The organism is Corynebacterium guaraldiae (genome assembly GCF_053480195.1).
Genome location: NZ_JBRBAU010000009.1, coordinates 59,771 through 81,352 on the forward strand (window position 1 = coordinate 59,771; position 21,582 = coordinate 81,352).

Genomic DNA, 21,582 nt, shown 5'->3' on the forward strand with positions numbered 1-21,582 from the left:
TCGGGCCGACATAGCTAGTAAGGAGGAGTTGGCGTGGACACATCGACGAAGTCACCTGTGCTATCCGCTCGAAATGTACAGCCCGGGCACCGGGCTCCCACCGAACTTAAGGGCGGCCTGGGCGCCGGGCGCCTAGGGACAACGTCGCTAGTCTTTATGATTATTGCGGCGTCAGCGCCCCTTACTGTGCTTGCAGGAGGGGTACCAACCAATTTCGCGGTATCCGGTTTGCTGGGAGTCCCTTGGGGCTATCTTGTTCTTGGAATAATTCTCGTATTCTTCGCAGTTGGCTACGGAATTATGAGTTCGAAGATTCAGAACTCTGGAGCGTTCTATGCCTATGTGTCTGAGGGGCTGGGCAACCGGCAAGGAATCGCAGCCGCAATTCTGGCCCTGGTTTCCTACAACATGATGCAGGTCGGTCTGTATGGAATCTTCGGTTTCTCCCTCGCCAATCTGATCAATAGTTGGTTTGGCACGAGCATTTCGTGGTGGATCGCGGCTTTGGCTGGCTGGCTCTTGGTAGCTGTCATGGGCGTCAGCAACGTTGACTTCTCGGCCAAGATCCTAGGAGTTCTGGTAGCCCTTGAATTCATCGTCGTAGCTGGCGTATCACTATTGTCCCTTGGTGTTGCTCCTGAAGGGATCTCTGTGGAGACGATGCGGCCGAATCAGTCTTTCACCGATGGTATTGGCGTTCTCCTCGCCTTCGGGATTGCTGCCTTTATGGGTTTTGAGTCTGGTGCAATCTATTCGGAAGAAGCTCGTGACCCAGAGCGGACCGTTCCGAAGGCTACTTATATTGCCGTGGGAACCATCGCCCTCTTCTACGCTTTTTCGGCGTGGGCATTTGCTCAGGGGGTAGGGCCGTCCGTCGTCATCGATAAGGCGACTGAGCTTGGTCCCGATCTGGTCTTCGTGTGGTTGGGCGACTATTCAGTGATTGCTGCCAACATAGCGAACTGCTTGTTTGTAACTTCTCTTATTGCTGCCCTTGTCGCGTTCCATAACGCCGCAGCGCGATACTTCTTCTCCCTCGGGCGCTCACGTGTCCTTCCCGAGAAGTTTGCGATGTCATCGTCCAAAGGGGCTCCTATAGCCGGGTCCCTCACTCAGACTTCCATTGCTTTCGTCGTAGTGGGAGGCTTTGCACTGGCCGGAAATGGCAGCGAGATGGGCGAACTGTTCCCAGTCCTCACACTCTTTACGTGGTTGACCAACGCAGCGGCGTTTGGGTTGGTCTTCCTGCTCGCAGTGGTGAGTGTGTCCATCATGGTTTGGCTCAACAAGCAAGAAAAAGGCTACAACCTCTTCACTCGTGTCATTGCACCGCTTGTGTCAGCCTGTGGACTCGTGGCTGTCTTCGTACTGGTGCTGATGAATTTCCCGCTCATGATCGGTGGAACCGGCCCAGATGCTCTCGTGTGGGTGATGCCCGGGATCATTATCGCTTCCGGAATTCTTGGGTTGTTTTGGGGTGAGTATTTAAGGCACAAAAAGCCCTATATCTACGCAAGTCTTCACGACAATCTTGACCAAATCTAAATCATAGGAAAGGCAATCATGGAAAAGAAGCATGTAATCGTCGTTGGTGCTGGATTCGCAGGACTGACGGCAGCGCGTGAGCTGCAAACCGCTGGAATTGACTATCACATCGTAGAAGCGCGTGACCGTATTGGCGGCCGTGCCTGGACAGACGATAGGCTCGGACGTCCGTTGGAAATTGGTGCTACCTGGGTGCACTGGCATCAGCCTCATGTCTGGTCCGAAATCACCCGTTACGGCCAAGACATTATCGCTTCTCCGGTAGTGGATACTGCGTATTGGTATGCCGGTGGTGAGCTGAAGTCCGGCACAGAAGCTGAAATGGATGCCAAACTGGCGCGGCCAATGGAGAAGATCTTTGAGAACTCTCGTGAGTTTTTCCCAGAACCACACAAGCCACTTCTTGTTTTGGATGAGAAATTCGGCGCCTCCCAGGAGCTCAAGGATGCCTTCTTGGCTGCTGATGAAGCAGGCGTCCTTGATGCTTTGGAAGACGGTGACTTTACGCAGGAAGAAAAGGACCTGTGCAATGCATACTGGTCGGCCGGATACATCGGGTACCCAGAGCAGGGCTCCTCTTTGATGGCTAAGCAGTGGGCAGCCTTATGTGATCACCGTCTTTCTTTGGTGGACGAGCAAACGCTGCGGTACAAACTCGTCAATGGTATGCGGGGTATCTATGGCAACATTGCGAAGGACCTGACCGGCGAGATTCGTTTGAACACTGCTGTGACCGCAATCGAGCACGGTGATGACTCCGCAACGGTTACCTATGCGGACGGAACCTCCGAGACGGCGGACGCGGTGATTGTCACGGTCCCGGTCGGTGCCTTGGGAAACATTAAGTTCACGCCAGGCCTGCCCGAGGGCGCGCAGAAAACTGTCGAGCAGAAATGGAATTCGACTGGTTTCAAGGCTTGGATCAAGATTAAGGGTCACCACAATATCTTTGGCTACGCGCCCCAACCGGCCGTTGTGTCTGTGCTGCGCTCTGAGTACTTCGAAGATGACGACACGACCATTTGTGTGGCCTTCGGCTCCGATCATGAGAAGATCGATTTAGAGAGTATTGAGGATGCTCAAAAGGTCGTTGACCAGTGGCGTCCAGACCTCGAAGTTGTTGGTGTTACCGGACATGACTGGGTTGCTGACGAGTACTCCGGTCAGGCCTGGGCCACGCTGCGCCGCGGACAGTTCACCGAAGGTTGGCACCACTTCCGTATCTCTACCTCTTCGTTGCATTTCGCGGGAGCTGATTGGGCTTCCGGTTGGCGTGGAGTGGTTGTCGATGGAGCCATTGAAACCGGAATTTCCACTGCTCGCGAGGTCATCAACAAGCTGCGTGACTAACCGCTAGCCGCCGCACGATACGCACTCGGTGATTCGTGGTACTCCGCCTTGAAGATGCGCGAGAGGTGCGAGGGGTCGTGCAGGCCATAGCGGGCGCTGATGTGGCTGATTGATTCCTCGGAGTGCCGCGGGTCCACGAGCTCTCGGCGGATGTGCTCGAGGCGCCTGGTTCTGATGTAGCTGCCTACAGAAAGGCCCTGTTCGGAGAACTTGGCGTGGAGGTGGCGCACCGACACGAAGAGTGCTTGGGCGATGGTGCTGGGGCCTAGATCCGGGTCGCCCAAGTGCTTTTCGATGTAGGCGGTGGCCTGGTTGAACAGAAGTGTGCCCGCTGAGGGTTCATCGGCTACGTCGGAGGCGAGGACCGAAACCAGCATGGTGAGTGCGGAGCGGACTAAGGCTGTGGCGTGCGGGCCCTTGAGTAGATCCAAGTTCTTGGCCAGCTGTTCAAAGAGGGGAACCGCCACTGCGCCCAAGCCGTGTGAGCGTGAGATGGGGTTCGCCGTGAGGCGTTGGATCTGCGCTGGTGAAATATCGAGGAAGCTCTGCGGGAAGTGCACGATGAGTGTGTTCTGCTCCTCCGGATAGCACAGCGTGTAGGGCCGCTGGGTCACGTACAGAGCTAGGTCCCCTGGGTGCAGTTCACATGTTCGCCCGTCCTGGCTCATGGTTGAAGAGCCGGTGATTTGCAGGCTGAGCTTGCAAAAGGGAGCCTCGTCGGTAGAAATCTTGTATCGGTTCACCGTGTGGGGCGACGTGCACATATCGAAGAGGGAAATATCCCCCACCTTCGTGGATCGCAGCGTGGCGTGAAAGGAAGCGGGGTCTTCGGTGTCCACGTCGAGTTGGCCAAAAGACTCGGATGACGCGGTGCGCCATGACGCGATATCGAAATGCTCAACGGCTGAAGCAGACATAGCTGGAATCATATCGTGAGAGCTCACACATTTGTGGACAAATTGTATGCACGCAGAGTCAAGCGGCATCGTGTGGTGCAGGTAACATGCCGAATAAAAGTTTCTTCGGGCTTTGTTCGCGGGGCCCACGACTTCTTCACAAGGAGATCTCATGACTCAGTTCGCCACCTACGCTGATCTGCTCAACGCCATCACGGACGAGAACGGACGCGACATCCTCAACCCCGCTACCGGAGAGGTTGTTGGCCGCGCGCCAGAGGACACCGTTGAGGACCTCAACGCTGCGGTTGAGACCGCACGTACAGCGCAGAAGGACTTTGCCAAGCTTAGCGACGAAGAACGCTGCGAGCTTCTCACCAAGGCAGCCGCCGCCATCGACGCTAATGCAGAGGCACTCGTTGAGCTTCTCTCCCGTGAGCAGGGCAAGCCGCTCAATGGCCCGAACGCCCGCTTCGAGGTCGGTGCCTGCTCCGGCTGGCTGAATGCCACCGCCTCCTTCGAGCACCCGAACTACACTGCCGTGGATGATGACATCACCGCCACCGTCAACTACCGCCCACTCGGCGTCGTCGGTGCTATTGGCCCGTGGAACTGGCCGATGATGATCACCATCTGGCAGATTGCGCCGGCACTGCGTATGGGCAACGCGGTCGTCGTCAAGCCCTCCGAGTACACCCCGCTGTCCGTACTGGGCCTGCTCAAGGTCGTGAACTCCGTGCTGCCGGAGGGTGTTCTCCAGGTTGTGAGTGGAGCCGGTGAGGTTGGCGCGGCGCTGACCACTCACGAGGGAATCGACAAGATCATGTTCACCGGCTCCACAGCCACCGGCAAGAAGATCGTGGAGGCCAGCGCCGACAACCTCACCCGCCTTACGCTGGAGCTTGGCGGCAATGACGCGGGCATCGTGCTGGATGACGCTGACCCGAAGGAGATTGCCGGCGACCTCTTCTGGGGCGCGTTCATCAACACTGGTCAGACCTGCGCGGCGATGAAGCGCGTGTACGTGCCGGAGTCGCTATACGACGCCGTCTGCGAAGCCCTCGTCGAGGTGGCCAAGGCCTCCCCGATGGGCGTGGGCCTGGAGGAGGAAAACGTGCTCGGCCCGCTGCAGAATAAGCAGCAGTTCGACATCGTGGACAAGCTCGTCAACGCTGCTAAGGACTCGGGTGCCCGCGTACTGCTGGGCGGCGACCCGGACTATGACGCGCCGGGCTACTTCTACCCCACCACCCTGGTGGCGGACATCGACCCGGATAACCCGCTGGTCGTCGAGGAGCAGTTCGGGCCTGCCCTGCCGATTGTGAAGTACACAGACCTGGATTGGGCCATCGAGCAGGCCAACAAGCTTGACGTGGGCTTGGGCTCCTCCGTGTGGTCCTCCAACCGTGAGCGTGCCCTGGAGGTGGCCGCACAGCTAGAGGCTGGCACCACCTGGATCAACAGCCACGGTGCCGTGGATCCGCGCGTGCCTTTTGGCGGCATCAAGTCCTCCGGCTACGGCGTGGAGTTCGGCACCGAGGGCCTCAAGGGCCTGGCCTACCCGCAGATCATCAACGGCTAAAACCGCCATGGCGCTGCTATTCTTAGCGCCATGAGCACCGCCAAAGTCCCGGAGATCGAGTACGCAGCCTTCGACGCCATGAAGGAGGTTGCGTCCTCGCTGAAAGCCGCCTATTTCCGCCAACAGCTCGCGACCGACAGCGCGCTGGAGATTGAATATTGGACTGCACAAGAGGATTTTGTTCAGCGCACTGTGAGCGGTGTCGATAACACCGACCTTGAGGACATCCGTGCGGCCGCGGAATTCTTTGCTCGCTTGCTCGATGAGCTTGAAACCCGCGCAAAGGTGGCATGACATTGCTTAAGGCTGCGGATTTTCCGGTGGATGACGCTTTTAAACGCCGCGTCCTTGAACGGCGTATCGCGTATCTCTTTCGCCAGCCGTCCGCGGAACCTGAGGTCATCTACGTCGCAGGGCAACCAGCGTCGGGGAAGTCCTCTGTGATTGAGATGCTCACGGATGATCACGTCGTTCTAGACTCGGATGAATTACGCAAATATCATCCAGCCCTCGACGAGATCATGGAGCGCGACCCCTTACGCATGGACGTGCTCACCAATGGACCGGTCCCCTTTTGGATGTCCTCGCTGATTGAGTATGGCCGGCAGCATGGGCACTCCCTCATCATTGAGAACACGCTGTCCAACCCGGAATTCATCGCGGGTGAAATAGCCAAGTTTCGCTCCGCGGGCTTCCGCGTGAAGGTCGTGGGCCTGGCGGTGGCGCAGGAGGTCTCCAGGCTGGGCGTCGTCCAGCGCTACCTGGAGGCGAAGCGCGTGAGCCGCTACCCGCGCTGGACCAATGAGGTTTCCCACACGTCGGGTTTCAAGGCCATCGTCCCAGGACTTCAAGCGATTGCCCCGCTTGTCGACGACCTCACGATCCGTAGCCGCGATGGCCGCACTTTGAGCGGCATCGAGGATATTGAGGCTGAGCGCGCAACCTGGTTCGACTCCCCCGCTGTTCGGGCCGACTGGCTGGCCCGTTTCGACAGCTGTGACTTGAGTGGGCTTGAAGCTGAGAAGCTCACGCAAAACCTCGTGGCTGATGCAGAGCTTATCCGCAAGCTTTAAGGCTGTGCCCGTGGAACTATTAGGTTCACCCACAGTTCCCGTGCCTGCACGCATCGAGAAGGACCAGGTGGTGAACTCGAATGACTCGCCTGGTCCAACGTGTGTGCGCTCGGCGCGTGGTTTAACCCTTATAAGACTTGCCGGTTACAGCCTCAGCGTTTCGCTCGTGCAGCCCGCAGGCCGTTCAAGATCACGATGACTTCGGCGACTTCGTGTACCAAGACGACGGCGGCCAGGCCCAGTACACCGCTGATCGCCAGTGGCATCAACACGATGATGATGGCCAGAGACAGCACGATGTTTTGGTTGATGATCCTGCTGCCTCGGCGGGCGTGCTGCAGCGCCTGCGGGATCAGCCGGAGGTCGTGGCCAGTGAAGGCGACGTCAGCGGACTCGATCGCGGCGTCAGAGCCGGTTGCTCCCATCGCAATGCCCACCGTTGCGCCCGCCAGTGCCGGCGCATCGTTGATGCCGTCGCCGATCATCGCCGTCGGCGTCTTGGAGGAGAGTTCGGCGACGATGCTTGCCTTGTCCTCCGGTCGCAGCTCGGCGCGCACGTCGTCGATTCCGGCGATTTCAGCCAGCGCCCGGGCGGTGCGAGTGTTATCGCCGGTGAGCATGCTCACTTCCACGTCGTTGTCGTGCAGGGATTGCACGGCATCGGGCACCTCGGGCCGCAACTCGTCGCGCACCCCGATCGCCCCGGCGAGAGCGTCATTGACGGTGACTAGGACGCAGGTCTGGCCTTCGGACTCCATGCGCTCAACGTCCGCCTTCAGTGGCCCGGCGTCGATCCATCGGGGGCTGCCGACCAGCACCCGTCGGCCTTCGACGGTGCCGCCGATGCCATGACCGGCTTCCTCGCTGATATCCAAGGCGGTGGGCGCTTCGGGCTCCGCTGCCACGATCGCCGCGGCGAGGGGGTGCGTCGATTGCTGCTCAACCGCCGCCGCGAAGGAAAGCACCTGCGCCCGATCGAATCCGTCTGCCGGGACCACTCCGGTAACCTCGGGCTGGTTGCGGGTAAGGGTTCCGGTTTTGTCTACCGCTAGGTGACGGATGCCGCCGAGTCGCTCGAACGCCGCGCCGGACTTGATGACTACTCCGAACTGGCTGGCCGCGCCGATCGCGGCCACGACCGTCAGCGGCACGGAGATTGCCAGCGCGCACGGCGACGCTGCGACCAGGACCACCAGCGCACGGGTGATCCAAGTCTCGGGGTCGCCCAACAGCGAGCCGATCACGCCGACCAGCACCGCCAGGATCATCACCCCGGGCACGAGGGGTCGGGCAATCCGGTCGGCGATCCGGGCGCGGTCACCCTTCTCCGCCTGCGCCTGCTCGACGAGGTCGACGAGTGTGGTCAGCGAGTTGTCCGTTCCAGCTGCGGTCGTCTCGACCTCCAGCACACCGGCGGAGTTGATCGCTCCCGCGGGTACCTCGTCGCCGGGCGCAACCTCCTCCGGAATGGATTCTCCGGTGATCGCTGAGGTGTCAAGGCTGGAGCGTCCGGACCGAATGATGCCGTCCGTGGCGATCCGCTCCCCGGGGCGTACGACCATTAGCTCGCCAACCTCAAGGTCCTTCGCAGTGACCTCGGCCGTCGTACCGTCGCGCAGCACGGTCGTGGTTTGCGGTACCAGCTTCAACAGTGCCCGCAGTCCGCCTTGGGCTCGGTCCATCGCCTTGTCTTCAAGCGCCTCGGCGATCGAGTACAGGAACGCCAGCGCCGCGGCCTCTCCGACGAAACCAAGGATCACCGCGCCGACAGCGCTGATCGTCATAAGCAAGCCAATGCCGAGCTTGCGCTTCGTGACAAGGTTCCGGATCGCTCCAGGTGCGAACGTGTAAGCGCCCAACAGCAGGCCAAGCCAATACAGTACCGTTGCGGGCGTCTCCAAGTCGGACCAGTCCAGCGCCAGTCCTGTAATGAGGGCTACGCCGGAGAAGATCGGTAGCAGTAGCTCGGGGTCCTTCCACCATGGCCGATCGAGCTCTTCGATCTCCGTGGCGGGTTCGTGTTCGCATCCACATGCTGAACTCATGCGTCCGTTCCTTTCTCGCCGCAGCCGGGCACCGAGCACTCAGTGTCGATGCAGGGGGCATTCTCGTCGACGGCCAGCGTCGCGTTGACCAGCGCTTCGAGCGCCGCCGCGAGGTGCGGATCGGCAATTTCGTAGCGGGTCTTGCGGCCCTCCGGCTCAGCGACGACGATGCCGCAATCGCGTAGGCAGGACAGGTGGTTCGAGACGTTCGAGCGGGTCAGATCCAAGCTTTGCGAAATCTCGGCCGGGTAGCCCGGACCGTCGAGTAGGGTCATCAGGATTCGGGAACGCGTCGGATCAGCCATGGCCCGGCCGAGCCGGTTCATAACGTCGAGGCGTGAAGCAATAGTCAGCATGTGCTGAACAATACAACGTGTGCTGAACTATTCAAAATGCACTGAACTGACGGTTACGCGTAGGTCCTGCGACCTGCAGGAATTAGTCGATGGGATAGCAGATGACTGATCCGTTGTGGTTCGGCTGCCACCCAACGCGGGAGCGACGTGATCGGCGGGGTCAGTTCAGCATTTGAATCAACGACCAGTGGCGGATCTGTTTTCGGTGGTCCGCCGCGGGGCCAGAGGAGGTTGAGATCGTTGACTACCACTGACAAGCTCCCTCCGGTTCACCCCGGTGAGATCCTCATGGAGGACTTCCTCAAAGGAATGGGGATCACCCAGCACAAGCTCGCCGTCTCCATCGGCGTTCCGCCCCGCCGGATCAACGAGATTGTCCACGGAAAGCGGGCTGTAACCGCGGACACTGCTCTTCGCTTGGCTAAGTTCTTCGGAATGAGCCCCCAGTTCTGGCTCGGGTTACAGGCTCAATATGACTTGGACGTGGCGGAAGACAAGATCCTCTCGGAAATCGAGCGGATTCAACCGGTCCAAGCTGTCTCAGCGTAGCGGTTACCCGAACCAGGTCCGTCAGCGTGAGGATATGCACGCGGATGGTTCGAACTAGGGAATTTGGGGCCGCCGTCGCGTGGACTTGAGTTCCGAGCGCCGCTTTTTCGCTTCGAGACGGCGTCGCACCGAGCTCCGCGTCGGCTTGGTCCTGCGCCGCGGAGGAGGAGGCGGAGCGAGCGCCTCGCGCAAGAGGGCGGCCATGCGACCTCGTGCCTCGGCGCGGTTGCGTACCTGCAATCGCTGGGTCGATGCGGTAACGGTAAAGACGGTGCCGTCTAGGCGGTGCTCGAGGTTGTGAAGGACGCGGCGACGCTGGGCGTCGGACAGCGATGAGCGCGTGGCGATATCGACGGAAAGCTGCACTTTGCTGTCCGTAGTATTGACGCCTTGGCCGCCTGGTCCCGACGACTTCGCGAACCGCTCCGTCAGGTCGGCGGCGACGATGACCAGACCCCCGGGGATCCCTGGGCCAGGCGCGATGGTCAGGTCGTTCATACCGCCCAGCGTAGTTAGAGTTGTTTCCGGATCAGACCCGCCGTGCGAGATCAGGGTAGTGTACGACCACTCCGTCACCGTCGACTTCCAACTCGACGTCGACTCCCCGTGTTCCGCTTTTGTATCGGACAGTTTCAGCATCGACGGAGCTGTAGTACTGGTCTGATGCGATCACCTGGAGGGACGGTATATCAATCCAAGCCATGATCAGCTGCGTTTTCGGAACCTGAGTCTCAAGCAGCGTCAAGCGACGAATAGGCATTGTGTTGGTGAGAGGGCACAGACCGAGAGCGCAATCGAGTGCGGCTTTCAGGTCGGCTGACTGGACGATACCGGGGGAGGGCAGATCTTCAAGCTGGGCGCCCTCTTCATTGGTTTCCGCCGACCACACGCCTTGCTCGGACCTAAACAGCTCGAGGCTTCGCCCCCATCCGTCGCCTTCAACGTTCACCGACACACGTTCAGTCACCCAGTTCTCCGCGGCGCGCAGCTCCCACGTGGCCTCGTATCCATCGCCGTATTGCACTCCGGAAGCGGTCAAACCGGCTCTTAAAAAATGAACTGCGGCCTAGTTCCGGATGAGGGGAATCTCGACATGCTCCCACTTATACGTGCGCTTCATGGTGAGGATTTTCCCACGCTTGATGGTGCGAAAAGGCAGGTAGCTTTCGATTTGGACCACGTACCGAGGACGAGGCATACCGGCAGAATGGTGTATTCAGTAAGTCCGCGACGCAGAAGAATCCCATGAATGAGAGCACGGCCCACACGGCCGTTGCCATCTGCAAATGGGTGAATCGTTTCGAATTGAGCGTGAGCAATCGCGGCCTGGATGAGAGCACCGTGCGAAGCGCCATCGAGGTAAAGACATAAGTCGTCCACGAGGTCATGGACTAGACGTGGGGGCGCTGGGATGAACTCGGCCCCAAAGGGTGTGTGGTTACTTCCACCAATCCAGTTTTGAATAGTGCGGAGACCAGTGGGGATAGAGCCCTTCTCCCCCCATCAACTCTCTTTGGAGCTTTTCAAGAAGGCCGATGGAGATGTTGGTTCGGTGGCAAAGCTCTTCTCAATGGAACACAGAACGGTGAGGTTACGCGCAACCTCTTCCGCGCTTTCCTTAAAGCCGCGGACTTCCTCCTTTTGGGCGAGTTCCGCGAGGACAACCTTGTCGACGTTGGGCGCAATACCTTCAATGCGTGAGGAAGAAATCGCCTCAGAACGCATGAGTAAGCGGGCCACAGACTCCAACTGGCCAGAAGCAGCATGACGGTTGAGATCCAAGATCTCTCGCTCGATACGTGCTGCCCGGCTGGTGAGCTCTGGGGAAAACTCCATGCCTTACTTACAAAATGGTCAGGGACATAGACCTAAAAAGGGCCTCCGGCCTTATCGCGCCGGGGAATGCCGGAGCCTGATTCGGGGATCCAGCTCTCGGTAACGTAGTGAGGCTTGTAGAGGCTATCCATTCGTCAGACAGCAAATGAGTGGTTGGATAACTCTTATCCAACCACTCATTGCGGTTTATGCGCTAGATAAAGCTTAAACATACGGGGTTTCAGGGCCATAATTTGGCCTCAATGAGAATGTCAATGACACCTCAATGGGAAGATCAATGAGAACTCTTGTCATTGAAGAGGAATGAAGTTAGCATTGAGCCGTCATTGTTAACATTGAGGGCGGGTATTCATCGTGAACAATTGGTCCGAGAATCAGCTGAGAGAGCTATTGGCTGAGCTTGAGTTGCGCGGCGGTGATTCAACAACAGTCGAGGTCAAAACCGCTCAAGGGGGCATTCCGGACTCTCTACCGCAGACATTGTGCGCGTTCGCAAACATGCCGAGTGGCGGCCTTATCATTCTCGGTGTCAATGAGAAGGAAGGATTCATTGTCACTGGCATTGAGAATCCTTCGGAGATGGAGGCTGCTCTGGCCTCGCAGGCGCGTCATGCCATCACCCCTCCAGTCACAGTGCATACCGACAGTGTGGCAATAGATGGCACGCATGTCGTGATTGCGGAGGTTACGGGTCTTCCGATTATTGATAAGCCTGCTATCTACAGGGGAGAAGCGTATCTTCGAATGGCTGATGGGGACTACCGTATGAGTGCCTCGGAGCTGCGCATGATGGACGTGGCAAAGCTGCATGCCGAAGAGGCAGTGTCCTATGACACGACGATTGTGGAAGGCACGAGCCTTGCAGACCTAGATAACGACGTGGTGCAAGATTTCTTGGTTCAGGCGCGGAAAAAGAATCGGCGACTATCGGGACTTACTCAAGATGAGGACGTCTTACGGGCGCTAGCGGTGACGACCGCGACTGGAGAGCTGACGCTTGCTGGCCTGTATGCGCTGGGTTTCTATCCCCAAGGGCATTTTCCTTCCTTAGCAGTAACGGTGGCGCAAAGGCTACCAAATGGTTCGAAGCACGGGCGAGTGTTGGGGTTGGAGACCTTTGAGGGGCCCGTTCCGGTGCTGTTGAACTCGGTAATGGGATGGGTAAGGCAACGTTTAGCCGCCGTACGGCGATATCGAGAGGACGGATCAATGGTGGAAGTTCCTGAACTTCCCCTTCCGGCCATTCGAGAGGCCGTGGCTAATGCATTGGTGCACCGTGATCTTGGGCCAAATACGTTGGGTGCGGGTAAATCGATTGATGTCCGCCTATTACCGGACAAGATGGTTATCTCCAGTCCAGGAGGCCTTCGGGATCTGACGGTTGAACAGCTCAAGTCGAGAGATCTGGCGCGCCAGGAGATTAACCAGCGGCTCTATAGACTGTGCCGATATCTCAAAGCAGACGATGGCTCTTTTGTTATTGAGGGCGAAGGCGGCGGCGTGCAGCTCATGCTGGATGCCGCGCGAGAGCAAGGACTACCGGAGCCTGACCTGATAGATTCTGGCGTGCAATTTACGGTGAAAATGTGGCGGCCGGACACTCGTGGAGAGGCCCGCATCTGGGAGCCACTACGCAAGGAGGAATCAGGCACCGGCCCGGAACGACGAGTGGATGCACCAGTGACCTTGGAACGCCTGGGTGTTAACGCCCCGCGCGTAGCGGAGGCGCTGCGTACGGCGGCACAACCGCTGTCTATCGGCGAAATAGAAACAGCCACAAACCTTACTCGAGCGCAGGTCCGATATGCGCTGAAGTCACTGGTGAAGGCACGATTCGTGCGTATGGATGGCACGCGCGGTTCACAAGCGACAACCTATGAATGGCTAGCTAACCGCGGGGCTGCAGGCGCTTAACCAGCTGATCGTGGTGGACTGGGGCCAGGCAGCCGGCGTCGACGACGCGCCGGGCTAGCTCCTTGTCCCCCATCTTGGCGGCGAAGGCCATGCCCATGGTGATGTCATGGTCGGGGCGGCCGATAAGCGTAATCTCATCGCCGGGATTGATGCGGCCCGGCTCGATGATGCGAAGGTAGGAGCCGCAATCGCCGCGCTCAGTGAAGGACTTGAGCCAGCCGGGCTCGTCCATCCAGCCGGAGAAGGTAGCGCAAGGCTGGCGCGGGATAGAGACCTCGAGCACGCACTCCCCCACCTGAATGCGCTGGTTGATGAGCATATTCGGCCAGGAAATACCCTCGGTGGTGAGGTTCTCCCCAAAGTAGCCGTCACGCAGAACGCGGTTGAGCGTGCCCTCCCAGTAGTTAAGCTCCTCGCGGGCATAGGCGTAGACGGCTTTCTCGGCTCCGCCGTGGTGGGCGTGGTCACCGATGGAATCCCCCACCACGCCGGAGCCGTCACCGTAGGCGGGCCCGGGGACCTCCAAGTCGAGGAAGGGGCGCGGCTGCTTATCGATGCCCGTGTACTCGTGCCGTCCGTGCGGCTCGGGGCGGCGGACAGCGACGTTCGTGGAGATAACCTTCATGTTCACTCATTGTGGCACACCTCACGCGCTTATAGGTCGCGATCGCGGAAGAGAGCTTCGGCGGTCACGAGGTCGTAGAAGAAGAGGCGGGGGGCGAGAGGGAGGACGTCGGCAAGCATGGGCATGTCCTCCTTGAGCAGGGGGCTTTCCATGATGATGTCGTTCGCCGCGGCGCGAGACGCCAGGGCGAAGGCATAGGAGATGTAAGGCATCCACGCAGCGGCGTTGAGCTCATCAGCCGTATTTCCGCTGGCAAAGGCGCCCAGCGCGATGAGGGTGTGGCTGACGGACATGTCAACGCCCGCGTTTTGCACCAGCGAGGCCAGTGCGGTGGCGTCCTTGCGCAGGTGCTCGATGGTGCCCAGCGCATCGAGTGCGCCGTTGTTGGCAAAGCACTCGCGCAGAGCGGCGACGCGGCCAGCCTCCCCCATCAGGTCATCGACGGGCGGCGTGGGGCTGTGAATGGTCGCTGCATTCAGCAGCATCGGGCGGGTCAGGCCATCGGCGCCGGATTCACGCACGGCGTTCAGCTCCGCGTTCTCGCTGGCGGAAGGATCGAGCAGAAGATCCAGGTAGCTATCGGCGCTCGACTCGGCGGTGGGCTCCAGCGGCGAGTGGAACAAGCGCGTGCGCGCAAGCGAGCGGGCCTGCTGGTTCACGCTAACGCCAGTGCGCGCTAGTGCGTGGAGCGCGTCCTCCGGTTGGGCGCGCAGGCGGTCGATTGTGCTGTCGAACATCGCCTGCAGCTTCGGGTTCGGGCTGCGCTGTGAGAGCACGTGAAGGGCGCGGAAGGTGCCCCACAGTTGCTCCGGAGTCCAGTCCTTTGAGGCGAGCGCCGCCGGTGAGCCTTCCGGTGTGATCACGATGGAGGCGCTGGAGGGGCGTGCAGGGGCGGCGAGGTTGGAGGAGGCGCGGAGCTCGCGGACGTCGACAAGCAATGAGCCCTGCTCGGCAAGGTCGGCGGGCAGCTCAAACCCCTCTTCGGTGGGAGTGAGTTGGGTAGGCGCCACGGTGGGCTCGGCCAATGGCCAGGCCCAGCCCACTAAATCTGCCTGCGGTTCTGCGTTCTGCTCGATGATAATCTCATCGCCGTTGAGCAGACCGCGGCTGACGAAGGGGGACTTGCGGACGGTGGCCAGCGCCGCATAGATCAAGCTGGTGGATGCGGAAGCCTCGTACTCGACGATGCGCCGCTCCAAGCTGCGGGCCTGGTGGGCCGCGCGCTCCTCCGCTGGAAGGGAATCCAGGTAGTCCTCATAGGACAGTGTGGACCACATGAGGAAAAGCTCTGCCGTTGGCTGCTTACGCACGGCGTTGGCCAGCGCGGCGTTGGGGACGGCGAGGCTGGTGACCGCCTGCGTCGTCTTTGAGGTGCGCGCCAGTTCCTTGATTTTCTGCCGGCCGTCGATGGTGACGAACTTCGCCAGCGGCAGTGGGCGCGGCGAGTGGACGGTGAACATGTCATCCTGATCGAGCTGGCCGGCGAAAATAACCGGTTTATCGGAATGCTCAGTGGGTTCCAAGCCGATGCGCTTGACGCGGCTAAACAAGGCCTCGGGCCAAACATCGAATTCCAGCTCATAGCCGGCCTCACTGGCTACGACCTCGCGGCGAGAGACCTCGGTGTCCTCGAGGGTGCGTAGTCCCTTCTCCAGCGCGATGGGCTTCTTTGGCGGAGAGGCCAGCGTGTAGCTGAAGGTTGAGTGCGCACCGAGGGCGTCGATGATGCGGAAATCCATGCCGCGCGGGCCGTCGTTGGTGGCGCGCATGTGGAGGCCCTCGGCGAGGGAGATGAAGCGGACGTCGACAAGCTGCTCGTCGTGCCACAGCGACACCTTGTAGCGGCCCACCCACGGGTCTTCGTAGAGGTCACCCGGGAAAGGTTCGGCGATGCCTGCGTCGAAGGTCTGCTCCGAAATCTCCTCCTGTTCGCCGCCGAGGGGCGCGTAGGTGAGATCGATGCGCCACTCCCCTTCCGCAATGAGGTGCACGCGCGGCGATTTGGTGAACACGGGCTCGTTGTCGAGGCCCCGGGCGTTGGGCAGGATGGCGACGTCAAAGTCCCACTCGAAATCGCCGTGCTTGGCGACGTCCACCGGTTCCCTCTGCGGCACCTCCACCCGCTCCGGCAGCGGGCCAACTTCCCAGCCGGCCCAGATGCCGAGCGGCTTAGCGTCCTTGAGGGTGCCCTGCGGCGCGATAAGCGTGGTGCGGTCATAGACGATGAAGGGCGCGTCTTCGGTGATGCCGGTGAAGGTGATGGTTTCGATGAGGTCCTCATCGCCATCGTGCAGGGTGACCTCGATGCGGGTAAAGGGGCCGGGGATGCCGACTTCCAGCGGCTCTTCGGTGGCGAATTCACGCACCGAGTGGGGGCGGTCGATGAAATGGGACTTGACCACCCACCGCGGATCCGTCAGTTCCGCTTCGGGGTACGTGGCGGGCAGCTGAAGCATGAGGATGTTGCTTCCCCGGCGCAGTGAAATCCGGGGGCCCTGTTCGATGAAATCAGTGGTGACCAACGGCGTTGTGGGAAGTGAATAGATCTCCGCGCTCATTTTTTTCATCATAGGACACCGTGGGGTGCTGTTGCCATGTCGCTGGTAGGCGGCCTGACTGTCCTATGAGTAGGACAGGTGTCCTATCGATAGGACAGCTAGCTATAGTAGGGCCATGGACCCAGTACAACTCCTCAAGAAAAGCCCGCTGAGCCTGAGCGAAGTGGCTCGGCGTTCGGGGGTCTCTCGAAATACGCTCAATCTGTGGTTGCGTGGGACAGCTCAACCGAGTTTGACCGGGTTGGCCAAGGTAATGCGCGTGCTTGGGTATGAGGTTTCCGTATCGGTGCATCGCATGAGCGATGCCGCCGCCGCGACAGCCGCCCGAGTGCTTCTTGGGGAACTCGCAAGTGAGGAGCCGGACGTTAAAGCCTGGATTGACCGTTTTGTGCAGTGGGGTGACGCTCCAGGCGAAGACGGTGACTATCAGGCGCTCATAGAACGAGGCGCATGGGCGTCCAATCCCTATGGCCGCCACGGGGCTCTTCACTTCTTACCGGCGAATCCGATAACGCTTGCCTCAGCGGTTGATGCGAGCGGGCAACCATGGGCGATGTCGGGAGCATGTGCAGCTCAACGAGTCGCGGGGCAGATCGCTGGTGTAGGAAAACCTCAATCAACATTGATCTGGTGCACAAATCCAGCAGAGATCGTGTCCTCGTTGCCTAGGCGGATTCGTGCCAGTGCTGAGCCCGTTTCCGGAGGGATCACCCTCGTGCCAGTGGCTGGTGAAGAGCTCACGGGCGCAACAAAAGAATCAGGAATACACTACGTATCACCGCATCAACTTGCTATTGATGTGTGCGCAGAAAACTATGTGGGAGGGGCATAGGTGATGAGAAGAGCGACGAGCCGAGTGAGCTGGGAGCACCACGAGCGACCTCACATTGTGGAGTTGGGGACCGAGCGCGCGTTATTTCGACTCACCAAGCAACTTCCTGACTTGGTGTGGAATGCCGCCGCGCTGGAAGGAAACACGTTTACCCTCCCAGAAGTCCGCACGTTGCTCGATGGCGTCACTGTGGGTGGAAAGGCACTTGCTGAACAGCAACAGATCTTGGACTTGTCGGATGCGTTCAACCTGCTCCATGAGCTGGTCCTCAAAGAGGAATGTGCGGTGGATAAAGCCACCAGTAACGCACTCCATGCTGTCCTAGCAAGGAACGAGGCTCTCGATGCCGGACTTTTCCGTGGTGAAGGCCATGTGGAGGGAGATGGCGGTGGAGTGCGGCTCATGGATGGCGGGTTCATCCCTTTCGACCCTGCTGATGAATTGGGTGAAGCCCATGCTGATTTGCTGGTGTCCCTCCAAGGGCTTGAAAACCCAGTCGAGCAAGCGTTGGCCTATTTCTGCTCAGCCACGCGTAGCCAGTTCTATTTCGATGGGAATAAGCGGACCGCCAGGCTTGTGGCGTCCGGTCTCTTACTGAGTCATGGATACAGCTCATTGAATATCCCCCACGCGCGGCGGCTGGAGTTCAACCTTGCCCTCGATGAGCTCTTCCGCGCGGACGACGCCACAACGCTGATGGATTTTCTGTACGACTGCCTAGCGGAGTCCTCCCAGTAAGCGGAGAAGACTCGAAGCGCGTGAACGGCAAAGGCCCTCCGCTTTAAAAGCGAAGGACCTTCTCGGGGCCTGAATGCTCAGCGCATCGTTTAGCGCCTAGTGCTTAGCGGAACATCCTCTGCAGAGCGGCGAAGTCAACCTTCACGATGCCTATGGACTGCAGGTAGGCAGCGATAGCGCCGAGGATGGCGGCGGCAACGCCAGCGCCCAGGAAGCCAGCGCCAATGGAGGAGCCAACCTTGCTGCTGGTGTCATCCTTGGCCTGGTTTCCCTGATCCTGATCCTGGTTCTCGTCTTCCGGGGCGGAGCCGTCAGCGAACCACCAGTCCTGGATGATCAGGTTGGCAACGTCGGTGTTGTCGATGTACTTGCCGCGCACCGGATCGGTGCCGGTGGCCTTGGCCATGATGCCCTCGGAGCCAGCGCCCTTGAAGAAGAACGGGACAACCTGGTTGGTGTGCTCGCCCGAGTACCACTGGTGCTCTGGGGCCTTGCCCTTCTCACCGGTCTGCGGGTTCCAGGAGGCGGTCTCTTCCTTGCCGGAGAGGTAGCCGGTCTCGTGGTCAGCGGTGACGATGAGCAGAGTCTCGTCCCAGCTGGAGTTCTCCTCAACCCAGGCGATGGCAGCGTCAACAGCCTTGTTGAAGTCCTGGGTCTCCTCGATGTCGCGGCCGGTCTGGTTGGCGTGGCCGGACCAGTCGATGGCGCCGCCCTCAATCATGACGGAGAAGCCCTTGTCGTTCTGGCCCAGAACGTTGAGAGCGCCCTTGGTCATGGTCGGAAGATCCACGACGTCATTCTTCGGATCGGTGCCCGGCTCAGCAGCCTCCGGGTTGCCGTCGCGGCCCTGCTGCAGGGTGGAGGCAACCGGTGCGAGGCCGAAGTGCTTCTTGTCGGCCTCAACGTTGCCCTCGGCCCACTTCTCAAAGTCAGCGGTGTTCTCGGCGAACTCCCAGCCAGCGGAGCCATCGCGCAGGGACTTGAAGGAGTCCTCGGAGATGTACTTGTAGTTCGGTGCCCCTACCTTCTGCGCGTTGTCATCGAACTCTGGGTGGCCAGCACCCATGATGACGTCGAGATCGGAGCCGACCATCTCAGCGGCGATCTCGGTGTAGTTATTGCGGTTCTTGTTGTGCGCCGCGAACGCAGCCGGGGTGGCGTGGCTGAACGGAACGGAGCTGACAACACCAGCGGACTTGCCGTGAGAGATTGCCTGCTCGGAGATGTTCTTCAAGGAGTGGCCGTACGGGGACTTGCCCAGCACACCGTTGTCCACCTTCTGGCCGGTGGCCATGGCGGTGCCGGCAGCGGCGGAGTCGGTGACCTTGTTCATCTTGACGTAATCGTGGTCGGTCCAGGCCTTTGCCGGGTCGTAAGAACCGCCCTCCGGGAAGGTGGTCATGGAGAGTCGCTCGAAGTCCTCGAAGGCCTGGACGGACTCACCGTCGAGCTCCTTGACCTCGCCGTCGAAAGCGCCCTCAACCAGGTACTTGGACTGGCCGGACTCGTAGAGGTTGGTGGAGGCGATGTGGTTGTAGCCCATGCCATCACCAATCATGTAGATGACATTCTTCGGGCCAGAGGTTGCGGCCTGCGCGGGAGCGACGACACCAGCGGTGGCAAGGGAAGCGACGGTCACAGCCGCGCAGGTGCGCAGCGCACGAGAAGAAATACGCATTATTGAGCTTTCTAAAGTGAAAAGAGCGAGCAAGAAAAGAGACGGACTGGGTCCATTGTTCGCATGGCCGGAATCCACTCTGGGACCGCAATAAGCGCAAGTGTCGGTTCGGGGAAAGAGAAACTAAATCAAAGGAAACTTTATGTGGCGGTGAACGATGCTGAGGAAAGTGGATCGTCGACAAGCGGTGCGTCCCTCACATGGAACGCACCGCTCAGCGTGGGCACGGTTGGCTAGGCCATCTGCAGGGTGGTGATGCAGGTTGCGCCCTCCTCGGAGGTGTCCAGAGGAACCTCTCCGGTCTTGCCGTCCTTCTCGACGGTGATGGTGCCCTTTTTGTCGGCGGGCAGCCAGTATCCAATGAAGCCGTTGTCAAAGGTCGTTGTGTCTTCGTTGACCAGCTCTTTTCCGGCGTCATCGGTGATGGTGACGTGGATTTCTTCCTTGCTGAGCTCACCAGTGCAGGTGGTCAGGGAGTGGTTGAAGCAGTCATGGGTCTGGGTCATGTACGGCGCGATGGAGACGTAGAACTTGTCCTCCGGCAAGGGCAGGGATGCTTGGCCCTGCTCGGCGGTGAGGACTAGCTCGTTCGGCAGCACGGAGGCGTGCAGATCGCTAGGGCGCTCCTCCTTGGGCATGCGGTCCAGCTTGTCGATGATCTCCGGGCCATCCAACCCTTCGAGATCGAACTCGGCGAGGATCTCCTCGGCAGGCACCTGTTGGATGTCGGTGCTGGAAGCGGCGCTCTTCGAGGCTTCGCTCGGGACGGGGCTCTCCGTGGAGCAGGCGGACAAGGTGATGGCTGCGGCGCACACAGCCGCAAGAGAAATGAGGCGTTTCATAAGTCTTCCGAATGGGTCCGAATATGTTTACTCAAGCCTATACCCCACTGGGGTATCCATCAATGGAATGAGAGAAGGATCATCTTTTCGCGCTACGCAGGCTAAACTCTCCCCTATGTCTGATACTTCGGCCGCAACTTTGCCGCCCTGCCCCGAATGCTCCTCCGAGTACACCTACGAAATGCCGCCGCTGATTGTCTGCCCGGAGTGCGCGCACGAGTTCTCCGCCGACTCTGCTGATACCACGGCAGCGGAAGGAAACGAACCGATCATCGTCGACTCCGTAGGCAATGCGCTTGCCGACGGCGACACGGTCACCATCACCAAGACCCTTAAGGTCAAGGGCGCTCAGCAGCCGCTAAAAGCTGGCACGAAGGTGCGGGGCATCCGCCTCAATGTCGATGCCGGCACCGGCCAGGAAGACCACAACATCGATTGCAAGATTGATGGCTTCGGTGCGATGAAGCTCAAGCCTGCTGTGGTGAAGAAGGTTTAGAGCGTCCACCCTGGGTCACCCTTTCGAGTTTTTCGAATTCCTCTAAAATAGTCTCATGAATGCACTACGGAATCGCCCGCACACGACCCTTCCGCCACAAGACCTAGAGGCCGTGCTCGATGTGAGCAGGTTTCTTAAACAGCTGGAGGGGCCTGCTGCGTTGGTACGACCCGACGGACTAATGGTGGCTCTGCCCGAACAAGTATTAAGCGTGTTGTCAGACGTTGTTCGTGTGATGCGACAAGGAAAGGCTATTACTGTTGCGCCGGTGGACCAGTTGCTCACAACCCAGGAAGCAGCAGACTTGCTGAGTATTAGTAGGCCAACTTTGGTGAAAAAGCTCGAGGATGGGTCGATTCCGTTTGAGTGCACCACAGGGGGCAAGCATAGGCGGGTTCGGCTTGTTGACCTACTGCAGTACCGGGATGGACAGCGGACTGAACGTCGTAAAGCGCTGCGAGAGCTGGCGACTGAAGCCCAAGCAGCTGGTGCCTATGACGTAGATGCTGCAGACGCAGCTGACATTGCGCAGATCCTTAAAGACGCCCGCAAGGAAGTGGCAGAGATGGCGCGGCGTGGCTAAAATCTCGGCGTTTTTGAAGTGCCGAAGTAACCGCACAAATCGTCACAAGCGGTCTTCTCGGTCCAGTAACGAAACAACGTCGGC

Annotated in this window: 22 protein-coding genes and 1 pseudogene; 12 read left to right on the plus strand and 11 right to left on the minus strand. The window is 59.7% G+C overall.

Annotation, left to right across the window (positions count from 1 at the left end):
• The first annotated feature begins 57 nt into the window (after positions 1–57).
• A complete protein-coding gene (locus ACUY3D_RS08400; protein WP_448240894.1) occupies positions 58–1,545 on the plus strand; it encodes an APC family permease in 1,488 nt (495 codons plus the stop codon).
• 18 nt (positions 1,546–1,563) lie between these two features.
• The gene (locus ACUY3D_RS08405) at positions 1,564–2,895 is read left to right on the plus strand and encodes an NAD(P)/FAD-dependent oxidoreductase (RefSeq protein WP_448240844.1); all 1,332 of its coding nucleotides are present in this window, start codon (positions 1,564–1,566) and stop codon (positions 2,893–2,895) included.
• Here the strand turns inward: ACUY3D_RS08405 and ACUY3D_RS08410 are convergent.
• On the minus strand, positions 2,892–3,812 hold the full coding sequence (locus ACUY3D_RS08410; protein ID WP_070708082.1) for an AraC-like ligand-binding domain-containing protein: 921 nt from the start codon (positions 3,810–3,812) through the stop codon (positions 2,892–2,894). The genes ACUY3D_RS08405 and ACUY3D_RS08410 overlap by 4 nt on opposite strands.
• Before the next feature lie 151 nt (positions 3,813–3,963).
• Between ACUY3D_RS08410 and ACUY3D_RS08415 the strand changes: the two genes are divergently transcribed.
• Genes ACUY3D_RS08415 through ACUY3D_RS08425 form a run of 3 tightly spaced genes read left to right on the plus strand, consistent with a single transcriptional unit; the run spans position 3,964 to position 6,446 of the window.
• Positions 3,964–5,373, plus strand: a complete 1,410-nt coding sequence (locus ACUY3D_RS08415) for an aldehyde dehydrogenase family protein (protein ID WP_448240846.1) — start codon at positions 3,964–3,966, stop codon at positions 5,371–5,373.
• A 30-nt stretch (positions 5,374–5,403) separates the two neighbouring features.
• Positions 5,404–5,667: a hypothetical protein gene (locus tag ACUY3D_RS08420; RefSeq protein ID WP_448240848.1), complete on the plus strand. Its 264-nt coding sequence runs from the start codon at positions 5,404–5,406 to the stop codon at positions 5,665–5,667.
• Positions 5,664–6,446, plus strand: coding sequence for a zeta toxin family protein (locus ACUY3D_RS08425; RefSeq protein ID WP_448240849.1), 783 nt, complete (start codon positions 5,664–5,666; stop codon positions 6,444–6,446). Before ACUY3D_RS08420 ends, ACUY3D_RS08425 begins: the two co-directional genes overlap by 4 nt.
• Positions 6,447–6,598: 152 nt before the next feature.
• Here ACUY3D_RS08425 and ACUY3D_RS08430 read toward each other — a convergent pair whose 3' ends face one another.
• Together ACUY3D_RS08430 and cmtR are read right to left on the minus strand one after the other, a co-directional pair.
• Complete coding sequence (locus tag ACUY3D_RS08430; protein ID WP_448240851.1) at positions 6,599–8,491, minus strand: heavy metal translocating P-type ATPase; 1,893 nt, start codon at positions 8,489–8,491, stop codon at positions 6,599–6,601.
• Entirely contained in the window at positions 8,488–8,847 is a 360-nt protein-coding gene (gene cmtR / locus ACUY3D_RS08435) for a Cd(II)/Pb(II)-sensing metalloregulatory transcriptional regulator CmtR (RefSeq protein WP_005530797.1), read from the minus strand. The genes ACUY3D_RS08430 and cmtR overlap by 4 nt, the downstream gene beginning before the upstream one ends.
• 149 nt (positions 8,848–8,996) lie before the next feature.
• Here cmtR and ACUY3D_RS08440 point away from each other — a divergent pair.
• Positions 8,997–9,101: pseudogene (locus ACUY3D_RS08440) on the plus strand (type II toxin-antitoxin system RelE/ParE family toxin); the annotation flags it as partial.
• Positions 9,088–9,396 carry a HigA family addiction module antitoxin gene (locus tag ACUY3D_RS08445; protein WP_082254470.1) on the plus strand — a complete coding sequence of 103 codons (309 nt, stop codon included), beginning with the start codon at positions 9,088–9,090 and terminating at the stop codon, positions 9,394–9,396. The pseudogene ACUY3D_RS08440 and the gene ACUY3D_RS08445, both read left to right, overlap by 14 nt.
• A 54-nt stretch (positions 9,397–9,450) precedes the next feature.
• On the opposite strand, the gene arfB is transcribed toward ACUY3D_RS08445, so the two are convergent.
• The 4 genes from arfB to ACUY3D_RS08465 all read right to left on the minus strand — a co-directional run bounded on the left by arfB (position 9,451) and on the right by ACUY3D_RS08465 (position 11,232).
• Positions 9,451–9,894 (minus strand): alternative ribosome rescue aminoacyl-tRNA hydrolase ArfB, encoded by a 444-nt coding sequence (gene arfB, locus ACUY3D_RS08450; RefSeq protein WP_448240853.1) that lies wholly within the window; start codon positions 9,892–9,894, stop codon positions 9,451–9,453.
• Positions 9,895–9,925: 31 nt separating this feature from the next.
• Positions 9,926–10,435 (minus strand): putative glycolipid-binding domain-containing protein, encoded by a 510-nt coding sequence (locus ACUY3D_RS08455; protein WP_448240854.1) that lies wholly within the window; start codon positions 10,433–10,435, stop codon positions 9,926–9,928.
• Positions 10,436–10,512: 77 nt separating this feature from the next.
• Positions 10,513–10,776 carry a Fic family protein gene (locus ACUY3D_RS08460; RefSeq protein ID WP_448240855.1) on the minus strand — a complete coding sequence of 88 codons (264 nt, stop codon included), beginning with the start codon at positions 10,774–10,776 and terminating at the stop codon, positions 10,513–10,515.
• 123 nt (positions 10,777–10,899) lie between these two features.
• Positions 10,900–11,232, minus strand: coding sequence for a Fic/DOC family N-terminal domain-containing protein (locus ACUY3D_RS08465; RefSeq protein ID WP_005530810.1), 333 nt, complete (start codon positions 11,230–11,232; stop codon positions 10,900–10,902).
• A 354-nt stretch (positions 11,233–11,586) separates the two neighbouring features.
• Here ACUY3D_RS08465 and ACUY3D_RS08470 point away from each other — a divergent pair, with 354 nt between their 5' ends.
• Positions 11,587–13,146 carry an ATP-binding protein gene (locus ACUY3D_RS08470; RefSeq protein ID WP_448240856.1) on the plus strand — a complete coding sequence of 520 codons (1,560 nt, stop codon included), beginning with the start codon at positions 11,587–11,589 and terminating at the stop codon, positions 13,144–13,146.
• Here ACUY3D_RS08470 and ACUY3D_RS08475 read toward each other — a convergent pair.
• Both ACUY3D_RS08475 and ACUY3D_RS08480 read right to left on the minus strand, forming a co-directional pair.
• Complete coding sequence (locus tag ACUY3D_RS08475) at positions 13,121–13,771, minus strand: MOSC domain-containing protein (RefSeq protein WP_070700564.1); 651 nt, start codon at positions 13,769–13,771, stop codon at positions 13,121–13,123. The genes ACUY3D_RS08470 and ACUY3D_RS08475 overlap by 26 nt on opposite strands.
• A 29-nt stretch (positions 13,772–13,800) precedes the next feature.
• Entirely contained in the window at positions 13,801–16,329 is a 2,529-nt protein-coding gene (locus ACUY3D_RS08480) for a hypothetical protein (protein ID WP_448240857.1), read from the minus strand.
• Between the two features lie 115 nt (positions 16,330–16,444).
• Between ACUY3D_RS08480 and ACUY3D_RS08485 the strand changes: the two genes are divergently transcribed.
• Together ACUY3D_RS08485 and ACUY3D_RS08490 are read left to right on the plus strand one after the other, a co-directional pair.
• The gene (locus tag ACUY3D_RS08485) at positions 16,445–17,161 is read left to right on the plus strand and encodes a helix-turn-helix domain-containing protein (protein ID WP_448240859.1); all 717 of its coding nucleotides are present in this window, start codon (positions 16,445–16,447) and stop codon (positions 17,159–17,161) included.
• Between the two features lie 3 nt (positions 17,162–17,164).
• On the plus strand, positions 17,165–17,899 hold the full coding sequence (locus ACUY3D_RS08490) for a Fic family protein (RefSeq protein WP_448240861.1): 735 nt from the start codon (positions 17,165–17,167) through the stop codon (positions 17,897–17,899).
• 103 nt (positions 17,900–18,002) lie between these two features.
• Here the strand turns inward: ACUY3D_RS08490 and ACUY3D_RS08495 are convergent, their stop codons facing one another.
• Positions 18,003–19,577, minus strand: a complete 1,575-nt coding sequence (locus ACUY3D_RS08495) for an alkaline phosphatase (RefSeq protein WP_448240862.1) — start codon at positions 19,575–19,577, stop codon at positions 18,003–18,005.
• Positions 19,578–19,810: 233 nt separating this feature from the next.
• Positions 19,811–20,419, minus strand: a complete 609-nt coding sequence (locus tag ACUY3D_RS08500; protein ID WP_448240864.1) for a CueP family metal-binding protein — start codon at positions 20,417–20,419, stop codon at positions 19,811–19,813.
• Between the two features lie 115 nt (positions 20,420–20,534).
• Here ACUY3D_RS08500 and ACUY3D_RS08505 point away from each other — a divergent pair, with 115 nt between their 5' ends.
• Positions 20,535–20,915: a zinc ribbon domain-containing protein YjdM gene (locus tag ACUY3D_RS08505; protein ID WP_448240865.1), complete on the plus strand. Its 381-nt coding sequence runs from the start codon at positions 20,535–20,537 to the stop codon at positions 20,913–20,915.
• Between the two features lie 55 nt (positions 20,916–20,970).
• On the plus strand, positions 20,971–21,498 hold the full coding sequence (locus ACUY3D_RS08510) for an excisionase family DNA-binding protein (RefSeq protein WP_448240866.1): 528 nt from the start codon (positions 20,971–20,973) through the stop codon (positions 21,496–21,498).
• Positions 21,499–21,582 lie beyond the last annotated feature (84 nt).